Origin of the sequence: Psychrobacillus sp. FSL K6-2836, assembly GCF_038003085.1 — a bacterium.
GTDB lineage: Bacteria > Bacillota > Bacilli > Bacillales_A > Planococcaceae > Psychrobacillus.
Genome location: NZ_JBBOOM010000001.1, coordinates 2,172,393 through 2,186,325, shown reverse-complemented (window position 1 = coordinate 2,186,325; position 13,933 = coordinate 2,172,393). Strand labels below are relative to the sequence as shown.

The 13,933-nt window shown below is 40.8% G+C and carries 9 protein-coding genes, 2 rRNA genes and 1 other annotated feature; of the genes, 9 read left to right on the top strand and 2 right to left on the bottom strand.

The window, feature by feature from the left end; genetic code table 11:
* Window positions 1-44: 44 nt before the first annotated feature.
* From MKY37_RS10200 to MKY37_RS10185, 4 genes are all read left to right on the top strand, one after another.
* Window positions 45-2,973: ribosomal RNA gene (locus MKY37_RS10200) — 23S ribosomal RNA — on the top strand.
* A 186-nt stretch (window positions 2,974-3,159) separates the two neighbouring features.
* Window positions 3,160-3,275 (top strand): 5S ribosomal RNA (rrf, locus tag MKY37_RS10195).
* Between the two features lie 665 nt (window positions 3,276-3,940).
* Window positions 3,941-5,407 carry an IMP dehydrogenase gene (gene guaB, locus MKY37_RS10190; RefSeq protein WP_340776659.1) on the top strand — a complete coding sequence of 489 codons (1,467 nt, stop codon included), beginning with the start codon at window positions 3,941-3,943 and terminating at the stop codon, window positions 5,405-5,407.
* 143 nt (window positions 5,408-5,550) lie between these two features.
* Window positions 5,551-6,885: a serine hydrolase gene (locus MKY37_RS10185; protein ID WP_445323036.1), complete on the top strand. Its 1,335-nt coding sequence runs from the start codon at window positions 5,551-5,553 to the stop codon at window positions 6,883-6,885.
* 28 nt (window positions 6,886-6,913) lie between these two features.
* Here MKY37_RS10185 and pdxR read toward each other — a convergent pair whose 3' ends face one another.
* Window positions 6,914-8,326, bottom strand: coding sequence for a MocR-like pyridoxine biosynthesis transcription factor PdxR (pdxR, locus tag MKY37_RS10180; protein WP_340776657.1), 1,413 nt, complete (start codon window positions 8,324-8,326; stop codon window positions 6,914-6,916).
* 104 nt (window positions 8,327-8,430) lie between these two features.
* Here pdxR and pdxS point away from each other — a divergent pair, with 104 nt between their 5' ends.
* From pdxS to serS, 3 genes are all read left to right on the top strand, one after another.
* A complete protein-coding gene (gene pdxS / locus MKY37_RS10175; RefSeq protein WP_340776655.1) occupies window positions 8,431-9,321 on the top strand; it encodes a pyridoxal 5'-phosphate synthase lyase subunit PdxS in 891 nt (296 codons plus the stop codon).
* Window position 9,322: 1 nt separating this feature from the next.
* The gene (gene pdxT, locus MKY37_RS10170) at window positions 9,323-9,916 is read left to right on the top strand and encodes a pyridoxal 5'-phosphate synthase glutaminase subunit PdxT (protein WP_340776652.1); all 594 of its coding nucleotides are present in this window, start codon (window positions 9,323-9,325) and stop codon (window positions 9,914-9,916) included.
* Between the two features lie 23 nt (window positions 9,917-9,939).
* Window positions 9,940-10,158 (top strand) — a binding site (T-box leader).
* Between the two features lie 55 nt (window positions 10,159-10,213).
* The gene (serS, locus tag MKY37_RS10165; protein ID WP_340776649.1) at window positions 10,214-11,488 is read left to right on the top strand and encodes a serine--tRNA ligase; all 1,275 of its coding nucleotides are present in this window, start codon (window positions 10,214-10,216) and stop codon (window positions 11,486-11,488) included.
* Between the two features lie 21 nt (window positions 11,489-11,509).
* Here the strand turns inward: serS and tadA are convergent, their stop codons facing one another.
* Window positions 11,510-11,989 carry a tRNA adenosine(34) deaminase TadA gene (tadA, locus tag MKY37_RS10160; RefSeq protein ID WP_340779892.1) on the bottom strand — a complete coding sequence of 160 codons (480 nt, stop codon included), beginning with the start codon at window positions 11,987-11,989 and terminating at the stop codon, window positions 11,510-11,512.
* A 69-nt stretch (window positions 11,990-12,058) separates the two neighbouring features.
* Here tadA and MKY37_RS10155 point away from each other — a divergent pair, with 69 nt between their 5' ends.
* Both MKY37_RS10155 and MKY37_RS10150 read left to right on the top strand, forming a co-directional pair.
* Entirely contained in the window at window positions 12,059-13,195 is a 1,137-nt protein-coding gene (locus tag MKY37_RS10155; RefSeq protein ID WP_340776646.1) for a glycosyl hydrolase family 18 protein, read from the top strand.
* A gap of 105 nt (window positions 13,196-13,300) precedes the next feature.
* Complete coding sequence (locus MKY37_RS10150) at window positions 13,301-13,933, top strand: deoxynucleoside kinase (protein WP_340776644.1); 633 nt, start codon at window positions 13,301-13,303, stop codon at window positions 13,931-13,933.

Below are 13,933 nucleotides of genomic sequence, written 5' to 3'. Positions count from 1 at the left end.
TGATTATTTACGTAATCATGACGTGTAAGACTTTTTAACTTTTAGGTTAAGTTAATAAGGGCGCACGGTGAATGCCTTGGCACTAGGAGTCGACGAAGGACGGCACTAACACCGATATGCTTCGGGGAGCTGTAAGTGAGCTTTGATCCGGAGATTTCCGAATGGGGAAACCCACTGTTCGTAATGGAGCAGTACATTTGCGTGAATACATAGCGCATCTGAGACACACCCAGGGAACTGAAACATCTAAGTACCTGGAGGAAGAGAAAGAAAAATCGATTCCCTGAGTAGCGGCGAGCGAAACGGGAATAGCCCAAACCAAGAGGCTTGCCTCTTGGGGTTGTAGGACACTCTACATAGAGTTACAAAGGAATGAGTTAGACGAAGCGATCTGGAAAGGTCCGCAGGATAGGGTAAAAGCCCCGTAGTCCAAAATTCATTCTCTCTTGAGTGTATCCTGAGTACGGCGGAACACGTGAAATTCCGTCGGAATCCGGGAGGACCATCTCCCAAGGCTAAATACTACCTAGTGACCGATAGTGAACCAGTACCGTGAGGGAAAGGTGAAAAGCACCCCGGAAGGGGAGTGAAATAGATCCTGAAACCGTGTGCCTACAAGTAGTTAGAGCCCGTTAATGGGTGATAGCGTGCCTTTTGTAGAATGAACCGGCGAGTTACGATTACATGCAAGGTTAAGTTGAGAAGACGGAGCCGCAGCGAAAGCGAGTCTGAATAGGGCGAATGAGTATGTGGTCGTAGACCCGAAACCAGGTGATCTACCCATGTCCAGGATGAAGGTAAGGTAACACTTACTGGAGGTCCGAACCCACGCACGTTGAAAAGTGCGGGGATGAGGTGTGGGTAGCGGAGAAATTCCAATCGAACCTGGAGATAGCTGGTTCTCTCCGAAATAGCTTTAGGGCTAGCCTCAAACGTTAGAATCTTGGAGGTAGAGCACTGTTTGGACTAGGGGCCCATCCCGGGTTACCGAATTCAGACAAACTCCGAATGCCAATGATTTATGTTTGGGAGTCAGACTGCGAGTGATAAGATCCGTAGTCAAGAGGGAAACAGCCCAGACCACCAGCTAAGGTCCCAAAGTATTTGTTAAGTGGAAAAGGATGTGGCGTTGCTTAGACAACCAGGATGTTGGCTTAGAAGCAGCCATCATTTAAAGAGTGCGTAATAGCTCACTGGTCGAGTGACGCTGCGCCGAAAATGTATCGGGGCTAAACAAATCACCGAAGCTGTGGATTGATACCTTTGGTATCAGTGGTAGGAGAGCGTTCTAAGGGCGTTGAAGTCAGACCGGAAGGACTGGTGGAGCGCTTAGAAGTGAGAATGCCGGTATGAGTAGCGAAAGACGGGTGAGAATCCCGTCCACCGTATGACTAAGGTTTCCTGAGGAAGGCTCGTCCGCTCAGGGTTAGTCGGGACCTAAGCCGAGGCCGATAGGCGTAGGCGATGGATAACAGGTTGATATTCCTGTACCACCAAACCACCGTTTGAGTAATGGGGGGACGCAGAAGGATAGGGTAAGCATGCTGTTGGTTATGCATGTCCAAGCAGTAAGGTGTGAATGTAGGCAAATCCGCATTCTATAACATTGAGCTGTGATGGCGAGGACGTATGTCCGGAGTTCCTGATTTCACACTGCCAAGAAAAGCCTCTAGCGAGGTGATAGGTGCCCGTACCGCAAACCGACACAGGTAGTCGAGGAGAGAATCCTAAGGTGAGCGAGAGAACTCTCGTTAAGGAACTCGGCAAAATGACCCCGTAACTTCGGGAGAAGGGGTGCTCTTTAGGGTGAATAGCCTTGAAGAGCCGCAGTGAATAGGCCCAGGCGACTGTTTAGCAAAAACACAGGTCTCTGCAAAACCGTAAGGTGAAGTATAGGGGCTGACGCCTGCCCGGTGCTGGAAGGTTAAGAGGAGTGCTTAGCGCAAGCGAAGGTGCGAATTGAAGCCCCAGTAAACGGCGGCCGTAACTATAACGGTCCTAAGGTAGCGAAATTCCTTGTCGGGTAAGTTCCGACCCGCACGAAAGGCGTAACGATCTGGGCACTGTCTCAACGAGAGACTCGGTGAAATTATAGTACCTGTGAAGATGCAGGTTACCCGCGACAGGACGGAAAGACCCCGTGGAGCTTTACTATAGCTTGATATTGAATTTTGGTGCAACTTGTACAGGATAGGCAGGAGCCATAGAGCCCGGAGCGCCAGCTTCGGAGGAGGCGTCGGTGGGATACTGCCCTGGTTGTATTGAAATTCTAACCCATACCCGTAACCCGGGTAGGAGACAGTGTCAGGCGGGTAGTTTGACTGGGGCGGTCGCCTCCTAAAGTGTAACGGAGGCGCCCAAAGGTTCCCTCAGAATGGTTGGAAATCATTCGAAGAGTGTAAAGGCAGAAGGGAGCTTGACTGCGAGACCTACAAGTCGAGCAGGGTCGAAAGACGGGCTTAGTGATCCGGTGGTTCCGCATGGAAGGGCCATCGCTCAACGGATAAAAGCTACCCCGGGGATAACAGGCTTATCTCCCCCAAGAGTCCACATCGACGGGGAGGTTTGGCACCTCGATGTCGGCTCATCGCATCCTGGGGCTGTAGTCGGTCCCAAGGGTTGGGCTGTTCGCCCATTAAAGCGGTACGCGAGCTGGGTTCAGAACGTCGTGAGACAGTTCGGTCCCTATCCGTCGTGGGCGTAGGAAATTTGAGAGGAGCTGTCCTTAGTACGAGAGGACCGGGATGGACACACCGCTGGTGTACCAGTTGTTCTGCCAAGAGCATCGCTGGGTAGCTATGTGTGGACGGGATAAGTGCTGAAAGCATCTAAGCACGAAGCCCCCCTCAAGATGAGATTTCCCATTACGCAAGTAAGTAAGATCCCTCAAAGACGATGAGGTAGATAGGTTCGGGGTGGAAGCGTGGCGACACGTGCAGCTGACGAATACTAATCGATCGAGGACTTAACCAAATTTGTTTCAGTTCCAATGTCGTTTATCCAGTTTTGAGTGAACAAACACTCTATTTATACGAGGGTTTCAAGACACGAGTAATTCGAGGAAACAATTGAGAGAGGAAAGGAACATACTAACGTATGTGACTGACCGAACGAATGCAGTTGACGAAGAAGTACGATGTGTATTGAAAGCCGAATGAGTCTAGTGATGATGGCGAAGAGGTCACACCCGTTCCCATACCGAACACGGAAGTTAAGCTCTTCAGCGCCGATGGTAGTTGGGGGTCTCCCCCTGTGAGAGTAGGACGTCGCTGGGCACCAAAGAAAAGTCGTTACCGAGTAATTGGTAGCGGCTTTTTTTTTATGTATTGATGGAAAGAGGGCAGTGGTATTTAGTGCTTAGTTTTGTTCAGTAGCAAAATGGTCTCGGATAACCTGATTTACTTGCCCTTCGAATCTCTTAAAACTAACAATTATGGACATAGAGAGTCTTTATTACAATTCTTCTAGCACTCGAAGGCCACTGTAGGTGTAGGTCAAGCTTTTGCAATGAGCTTTGCATATTCGTATAGAACAATGCTAGAGCTCTCAAAATGTATATTCGGAGCTACCAACGGTAATGATGTAACAAAATCAGTTCAGAGCACTCCGGAAACAGAAAAAAAATAGGTTATATCTCTTAAAAGACACTTACACTTTCTTATAAATGTTGCTATTTTTGATCTGAAGATCATAGTTTCTTTAGAATACTAATCTACTAAATAGAAATTACGGTGAAAATACTCATCTGACTTTGCTCTAGTAAACGTTTAAATATCCATTAATTTATATAACTATTATGCTAGTTTAACCAAAACATTAACTCTTTCTCACTAAAGCGAGAAAAGTCCGAATAAACATATTATTCAAGGTTTCTTGACACTTGTGTGAAGCGCTGATAACCTTGTAATAATATTTATTTAACGAGGAGGAATTCAGCGAAATGTGGGAATCTAAATTTCAAAAAGAAGGCTTAACATTTGATGATGTTTTATTAGTTCCAGCTCAGTCAGAAGTATTACCAAAGGATATCAATTTATCAGTGCAATTAACGTCTAAAATTAAATTAAATATCCCGATGGTTAGTGCTGGTATGGATACGGTTACGGAAGCTAAAATGGCGATTGCAATGGCACGTCAAGGTGGACTTGGAGTTATCCATAAAAATATGAGTATTGAAGAACAAGCGGAACAAGTTCAAACTGTTAAACGTTCTGAAAATGGTGTAATTACAGATCCTTTCTTTTTAACTCCAGAACATCAGGTATATGATGCTGAACATTTGATGGGGAAATATAGAATTTCAGGTGTCCCTATTGTAAACAATGAAGAAGATTTACAATTAGTCGGCATTATCACTAACCGTGATTTACGCTTTATTCAGGATTACTCTTTAAAAATTGATGATGTAATGACAAAGGAACAATTGGTAACAGCTTCAGTTGGAACAACTCTTGAGGATGCTGAAAAAATTCTTCAACAGTACAAAATTGAAAAGTTACCTATCGTTGATGAAAGTGGAATACTAAAAGGTTTAATCACAATTAAGGATATTGAAAAAGTGATTGAATTCCCTAATGCTGCAAAAGATCATCATGGGCGTTTGTTAGTAGGAGCTGCAGTAGGAATTACGAAAGATACAATGATAAGAGTACAGAAACTTGTAGAAGCACAGGTAGATGTAATTGTTATTGATACGGCACATGGTCATTCTCAAGGTGTTATGGATACAGTAAAAGAAATTCGTAATGCATATCCGGAATTGGATATTGTTGCTGGAAATGTTGCTACTGGTGAAGCAACAAAGGCTTTATTTGAAGCAGGTGCCGATGTTGTCAAAGTTGGTATTGGACCTGGGTCTATTTGTACAACTCGTGTTGTAGCAGGAGTTGGGGTTCCTCAAATTACAGCTATATACGATTGTGCTACAGAGGCTCGTAAGGCTGGTAAAACAATTATTGCTGACGGTGGTATTAAGTATTCAGGCGATATCGTAAAAGCGTTAGCTGCGGGCGGACATGTAGTTATGTTAGGTAGCTTACTTGCCGGTACGACAGAAAGTCCTGGAGAGACAGAAATCTTCCAAGGCAGACGTTTTAAAACTTATCGTGGAATGGGATCTATTGCGGCTATGGAAAAAGGTTCAAAAGACCGTTATTTCCAAGAGGATGCAAAAAAACTAGTTCCAGAAGGTATTGAAGGTCGTCTTCCTTATAAAGGACCACTTTCTGATACTGTTCACCAATTACTAGGTGGTGTTCGAGCGGGAATGGGGTATTGTGGGACAGGAACACTTGAAAGTCTACGAGAAAATGCACAGTTTATCCGTATGACTGGTGCAGGATTACGTGAAAGTCACCCACATGATGTTCAAATTACAAAAGAGGCTCCAAATTACTCTCTATCATAAGTAATTTCGTAATATAGAAACTTTTGCACTCATTCGTCGTCTTAAACTAGGTCGAATGGGTGCTTTTTTGTGTACAAGTGTCCCTACCGTGCTAAAGTGTGATAAAATGGGCAATGATAAAAACAAAAGGTGGAGGTACGATAGTGAAGAAGGTTTGGATGACATCAATGATAAAATGGCTAGTACTTCCGATGTTTCTTGTGTCAGTAGTATGTGGTATGCCTGCTGCTACAAAAGCAGAGGAAAGTTTGAATTTAAATGTAGATGCAGCAATTTTAATCGATGCAGAAACAGGAAAAATTCTATATGAAAAGAATTCTGAGTCATCGTTAGGTATAGCGAGTATGACGAAAATGATGACGGAGTATTTGTTATTTGAAGCAATAGAAGAAGGTAAAGTAACATGGGATCAACAATACAATGTCAATGAATATACATACAAAATCTCTCAAGATCGTCGTTTAAGTAATGTACCACTACGTGAGGACGGCAGTTATTCTATTCAAGAGCTTTATGAAGCGATGGCTATATACTCAGCAAATGCAGCAACTATTGCCATTGCTGAAACAATTGCAGGCACCGAAGAGAATTTTGTGAAGTTGATGAATGAAAAAGCAGCAGAAATGGGCTTAGAAGGATATAAATTTGTCAATTCTTCCGGTTTAAACAATGAAGACTTGCAAGGAATGCATCCAGCAAGTACCAGTCCTTCTGATGAAAACGTTATGCCAGCAAAATCAGTAGCAACTCTAGCTTATTATTTAATGAAAGATTTTCCTGAGGTTTTAGAAACAACAAAGATTGCTAAGAAAACATTCCGTGAAGGAACTTCTGATGCAATAGAGATGAGTAACTGGAACTGGATGTTACCAGGTCTAGTATATGAATATGAAGGTGTAGATGGATTAAAAACTGGAACAACAGAATTTGCAGGACATTCCTTTACTGCAACTGCTCAAAAGAACGGAATGCGTGTTATTTCTGTCGTAATGAAAGCAGTCGATGCAGATGGTAATGGCTCGTATAAAGCCCGTTTTGATGCAACAAGAGCCTTATTGGATTACGGATTCTCCCAATTTTCTAAAGAAGAAATTGTTCCAGCAGGATTTAAAATTCCAGAACATGAAACACTAGAAGTAGAAAAAGGGAAAGAGGATACAGTAGCTATAGCTGTGAAGGATCCTATTTCTATGGTCATTAAGACAAATGAAAAAGAATTGTACAAGCCTGTATTTACAGCAAGCAAAGAAAAGCTTGAAGCAGATATTAAAAAGGATACAGTCGTTGGTAAAGTTCACTTAGAGAAATCCGAAGGAACGGACTATGGCTATATAATTGACCAAGCAGCGGAAACGGACGTAGTAACTACTGAGGCTGTAGAACGTGCTAGTTGGTTTAGCTTGATGTTCCAAGGTATTGGTAAGTTTTTCGCAAACTTATGGAATAGCACAACAGACTTTATAGGTGGATTATTTTAAATAACAAAAACACTGTAGCTCATTGGAGTTACAGTGTTTTTGTTATTTCTAAAGCATGCATTAATTGATGAATGGAAGAAGCAACCTCCTCTACTTTTAATCCCCCAAATCCTAATACAAGCTTTGGAGCCGTCTTCTCCTCTAATTCCGATGAAATGTATTCCTGAAGCCCATATATCCGAATGTCTGCTTGTTCCGCAAGATTTACTAAATCTGCCTCTGTTCTAGTTGTATGAATCGTTAGCAGTATATGCATACCTGCTTGCTCTCCCGAAATTGTAACAGTTGGTTCGTATTGCATAATAGTTTTCGTAATAATCTCTAACTTTCGCTTATAAATTTTTCTCATTTTATTTAAATGTTTTGCAAAGTATCCATCCTCCATAAAGTTTGACAGTAAGTGTTGATCCATTCGAGGAACCGTAGCAGAATAATAGGAAAATCGTTGTTTATATTGGGAGAGTAGTGATTTTGGTAATACTGCATAGGCTATTCGTAAAGAGGGCATTAGTGACTTAGAAAACGTACTTAAATAAATGACCCTTTCATTTTGATCGATACCTTGGAGGGAAGGAATTGGCTTACCTGTATACCTAAACTCGCTATCGTAATCATCTTCAATAATATATCGATTATCCTGCTGGTATGCCCATGCGAGTAACTGACTGCGCCGAGTTGCGGATAATACTGCTCCTGTCGGAAATTGGTGGGAGGGAGTTACATACATCACATTGGCAAAAGACTGTTCTAGTTTAGCGACTACGACCCCATCGTCATCTACTGGAATAGGTACAGATTTTCTACTATCTTCAAAAAACAAATGGTGCGTAAGAGGATATCCGGGATTTTCAAATCCATACACTGCTTTATCTCCAAGTAAATGAATGATGAGTGGCATAATTTGTTCAGTACCTGAGCCTAGGATAATCTGTTCAGGCGTGCTTTTCACTCCTCTAGATTGGAACAAATAAGAAGAGATTTGCTGACGCAATCCATAATCTCCTTGAGGATGCCCTAGCTGAAGAAGGTCTTTGTTTTCATCATTTACAATATCCTTTGCATATTTTCTCCAAGTCGCAAAAGGAAATGAATCTGTATCGATTTTCCCTGGAGAAAGATCAATAGAAAAGGAAAATGTATCACTCGCTTCCTGCATTATGATGGGAGTATCCTGTTCAATAATAGCTAATTCCTCTAAATTTTGAACGAAGTATCCACGTCTAGGTTCAGAGGAGATAAATCCTTCAGCAACTAATTGGCTATAGGCAAATTCAATCGTTGTTTGACTAACAGCTAAATAATCAGCTAGCTTTCTTTTAGAGGGAAGCTTAATACCTTCTTCAATTGTTCCGTTTATAATTGCTTCTTTTATAGCACTATATAGTTGTTCATATAGTGGAGTTTTTGATTCTTGTACTAGCTGAAACATTAAGAAATCCATCATTGCTCCTATCTGACCACTTCATTTAATTTGTTTCTGACGCTTTTCGTAGGGTCATAATTTATTATACTAAAGTTTATAAAGATAATGGAGGGAAAATAATTATGGCAACTAATTTAACAGGAACAGATCGAGTAAAAAGAGGAATGGCTGAAATGCAAAAGGGTGGCGTTATTATGGACGTTATTAATGCTGAGCAAGCCAAAATTGCCGAGGCAGCAGGTGCAGTTGCAGTTATGGCATTAGAACGAGTACCATCCGATATTCGTGCAGCAGGAGGAGTAGCTCGTATGGCCGACCCCCGCATTATGGAAGAGGTAATGGGAGCAGTAACAATTCCAGTGATGGCCAAAGCGCGTATTGGTCATATTACAGAAGCACGTATTTTAGAAGCAATGGGTGTTGACTATATTGATGAATCAGAAGTACTAACTCCAGCAGATGAAGAATATCATCTACGAAAAAGTGAATTTACAGTACCTTTTGTATGTGGATGTAAAGATCTTGGAGAAGCAGCACGAAGAATTGGTGAAGGAGCTTCAATGCTTCGCACAAAAGGAGAACCGGGTACAGGGAACATTGTAGAAGCAGTGCGTCATTTACGTAAAGTAAATGCACAGGTTCGTAAAATAGTACATATGAGCGAAGATGAACTAATGACGCAATCCAAAAATTTGGGTGCACCATATGATGTTTTATTACAGATTAAACATGCTGGTAAATTACCGGTTGTAAACTTCGCAGCAGGTGGAGTAGCGACTCCTGCAGATGCGGCTCTAATGATGGAGCTTGGAGCAGATGGTGTATTTGTAGGGTCTGGGATTTTCAAGTCAGAAAGTCCAGAGAAATTTGCTAAAGCAATTGTAGAAGCAACAACACATTTCAGAGATTATAAATTACTTGTAGAGATTTCAAAAGATTTAGGAATCCCGATGAAGGGAATCGAAATTTCTCGTTTATCCGCCGCAGATCGTATGCAAGATAGAGGGTGGTAATATGGTTAAAATAGGTGTTCTAGCTCTTCAAGGTGCAGTTAGCGAGCATATTTTCTCAATTGAAGCAAGTGGAGCAAAGGCTTTAACAGTAAAAAGTGTGGAAGACTTAGCGTTAGTGGATGGACTAATACTCCCTGGAGGAGAAAGTACAGTAATGCGAAAGCTGATTGATCGATTTGATATGTTAGAACCACTACAGAAGTTTGCATTAGATAGGAAACCGATGTTTGGAACTTGTGCAGGCTTAATCCTACTTGCTAAAGACTTAGTGGGGTATGATTATTCACATTTAGGTGCTCTGGATGCTACTGTAGAACGTAACTCTTTTGGGAGACAGGTGGATAGCTTTGAAACAGATTTATATATTGAAGGTGTTGCAGATGGTTTTCCAGCGGTATTTATACGAGCACCACATATTGTAAATGCAGAGGGAAATGTAGAAATACTGGCAACTTATGAGGATAGAATCGTGATGGTAAGACAAGGTCATTTGTTAGGATGTTCTTTTCATCCCGAGTTAACTGATGATCATCGGATTACGGCATATTTTATAGAGATGGTAAAGGAAAGTCTTGCAAAAGAAGTTAACGTATAGTAAAGTATGAGTAATTTCATGAATCAAAAACGATGATAGGAAGCAGTAACAAGCACGTTTTTTTTAGAGAGTCAGCGGGTGGTGGAAGCTGATATAAACACTTGTGAATCCGTCCTTTGAGTTGTGCGACTGAATGATTAGTAAGTCGTGCCGGTTGAAAAGCCGTTACAGAACAAGTAAGTGGATTCGGTCGATGACTGGATCAATCAGGGTGGCAACGCGGGTATGCTCTCGTCCCTTTTCATGGGATGGGGGCTTTTTTGTCGTTTTTTCGAAAATTCTAAGGAGGAATTATATATGTTGGATGTAAAATTTGTACGAGAGAATTATGAAACAGTAAAAGCAAAACTAGCTAAGCGTGGAGAAAATATTTCAGAGTTTGATCAATTCCAACCTTTAGACCAAAAGCGTCGTGAATTGATAGCGAAAACAGAAGTGTTGAAGGCTGAAAGAAATGAGTTTTCTCAAAAAATATCTTTGATGAAACGAAATAAAGAAAATGCAGATGATCTTATTGCACGTATGCGTGAAGTAGGAGATGAAATAAAAGCATTAGACGATGAGTTACGTGACGTTGAAGAAAAGTTTGAATATATGATGATGCGTATCCCTAATGTTCCACATGACAGTGTGCCAATCGGTGACTCTGAGGATGATAACATAGAAATATTTAAATGGGGAGAAGTTCCTTCATTTGATTTTGAAACAAAAGCACATTGGGATATTGCGACAGACTTAAAATTAGTAGATTTTGAACGTGCTGCAAAAGTGACAGGAAGTCGATTTGCATTTTATCGTGGTTTAGGAGCTAGACTAGAACGTGGATTGTTAAACTTCATGATGGATTTGCACGCAGAAGAGCATGGCTATGAAGAAATGCTTCCACCTTATTTAGCAAACCGTACAAGTTTAACAGGCACGGGGCAACTTCCAAAATTTGAAGAGGATGCTTTCCTAATCGGGGAAGAGGATTACTTCTTAATACCAACAGCAGAAGTACCTGTAACGAACTTTTATAGAGATGAAATATTAGATGGGGCTGAACTTCCGCAGGCATTCACTGCTTTTAGCGCTTGTTTCCGTTCAGAAGCAGGTTCTGCTGGTCGCGATACTCGTGGATTAATACGTCAACATCAATTTAACAAAGTCGAATTAGTTCGTTTTGTGAAGCCTGAAGATTCTTATGAGCAGCTAGAACTTTTAACTGGTCATGCCGAAAAAGTTTTACAACTGTTAGGTCTCCCATATCGTAAACTTCATATGTGTACAGCAGATTTAGGCTTTACAGCTGCGAAGAAATACGATTTAGAAGTTTGGTTGCCAAGTTATGGTGAATATAAAGAGATTTCTTCTTGCAGTAACTTTGAAGATTTTCAAGCTCGACGTGCAGGAATTCGTTTCCGCCGTGAAGCTGGAGGGAAACCAGAGTACGTGCATACTTTAAATGGTAGTGGATTAGCACTCGGACGCACGGTCGCAGCTATTTTAGAAAATTACCAACAAGCAGATGGAACAGTAATAGTTCCAGAAGTTCTTGTTCCTTACATGGGTGGAAAAACAGTTATAAAATAATTAAAAGAAGAACCAGATTCGCTACAAACAGCGTTTCTGGTTCTTCTTTTGTTCGCGAAGATTACGAAAAAACTGAGTGAGTATATTGCCGCATTCCTCTGCTAAAACGCCTTCTGTCACTTCACAGCGGTGGTTAAATCGATCATCATTCAATAGTCGGTAAAGAGAATCGACACAGCCTGCTTTGGCGTCTCTTGCTCCGTATACTACTCGAGGAATACGGGACTGTAAAATGGCTCCTGCACACATCGGGCATGGCTCTAAGGTGACATATAGAGTTGTTTCTTCTAGTCTCCAATTATTTAATGTTGTACAGGCCTCTTGAATAGCAAGGAGTTCTGCATGTGTAGTGGCATTTTGGGTTGTTTCTCTTAAGTTGTAACCTGAAGCAATAACTTGATCATTATGTACTATTACTGCACCTATTGGAACTTCACCAATGGCAGCTGCTTTTTTTGCTTCTTCTATGGCTAACTTCATATAATATTCATCCATTTTCATCGACTCCTTTTGCATAGTGTAGCATGTTTTTTTGGCAACATGCATACCCTATGATGAAGGAGTGATGCATTGATCCATATAGTTAAACAGGGAGATAGTATATATGCAATCGCCAAACGGTCCGGAATAACAGTGGAAAGTATTGTCACTATTAATGAACTCCCTGACCCTGATGTATTAGTAGTAGGGCAGGCACTAGTACTCCCATCGACCCCGAGTCCAACCAGACCTACCATTGAAACGAACTTATACGTGGAATGGTATACAGAAATACCCTCGGAACGTGTGTTAGAGCAAGTAGAGAAAGTAGCCTCAAACTTAACGTACATGATGCCATTTTCGTATGAAGTGCTACGAGACGGGTCATTAACGAAAATGAATTGGGGTACGTTAAATGAAATTGCTAAAGAGCATCAAGTAGAAACAGTTATTGTGCTAGCAAATATTGAAAATTATGCGTTTAATGGTTCCTTAGCTCATACTGTTTTCACGGATGAAGTAGTAAAGTTGAATTTGTTTGAACAAGCAGTAGCAGAGGCAGAAAAAAGAGGAACGAATCATATTCATATAGATTTTGAGTATATGGATGCTAGTGACAGAGAAAATTATGTGAACTTTATAAAGGAATTTAAAGAATTTGCAAAAGGATATATTATATCTGTAACACTTCCTCCTAAAACAAGTGACGATCAACCAGGAAGATGGTATGAAGCATTTGATTATAAGGCGATAGGTGAAGTGGCAGATTTTGTTGTTATTATGACTTATGAGTGGGGTTATAGTGGGGGGCCACCGATGGCAGTTTCACCAATCGGACCTGTTCGCAGAGTATTGGAATATGCAAAAACAGAAATACTTCCAAGTAAAATTATGATGGGGCAGAATTTGTATGGATACGATTGGACTTTACCATATAAAGTTGGAAACCCAATTGCTAAAGCATTAAGTCCACAACAGGCCATTCAATTAGCAAAGGATCGAAATGCAGCAATTGAATACGATCAAAATGCGCAGGCTCCTTTCTTTCACTATTGGCAGGATGGTATTGAACACGAGGTATGGTTTGAAGATGCACGATCTATTCAAGCTAAGTTTAAGCTCTTAAAAGAACTACAACTACTAGGAATTGCATATTGGCACAGTGGTTTTGACTTTCCACAAAATTGGTATTTACTTCACGAAATGTTCCAGGTGAAGAAAATATAGAGCAAATTAGCCTTTCCTTGGAAAGGTGGATTTGCTCTATTTTTCATTTTTGGCGTGTGTTAAAATAGATGATACGACTTGAAATCTTAGAGTGAGGTTAAACTTATGTCCATTCCATTTATAACGGTAGAAGGTCCAATAGGGGTTGGGAAGACTTCCTTGGCCAAGGCTATAGCAACTAAATACCAATTTGAATTATTAAAAGAGATTGTGGATGAAAATCCTTTTTTAAATAAGTTTTACGAGGACATTGCAGAATGGAGCTTCCAAACAGAGATGTTTTTTCTGTGTAATCGTTATAAACAATTAAGTGATATAGAGAAAAAATATTTATCGAAAGAAAGTCCAGTTGTTGCAGATTATCATATTTTCAAAAATCTAATTTTCGCGAAACGTACATTGAGTGAAGTAGAATATGAAAAATATGAATCGATCTATCAAATTTTGACGAAGGATATGCCAGTTCCTAATATGGTCATATATATAGATGCAAGCATAGATATACTTCTTGGGCGAATCGATATGCGAGGGAGAGATTTTGAAAAAAAAATTAGCTCTGATTATTTGAAGCAGCTCTCAGCCGATTATCGCATGTTTTTCGATAACTTTGAGAAAAAACATCCAGAAGTACCTATTCTTCGATTTAATGGAGATGAGTTAGATTTTGTTCAAAATGGACAGGACCTACAAGTAATACTAGAAAAAGTAGATGCAACATTACATAAAAGGAGTTATTAA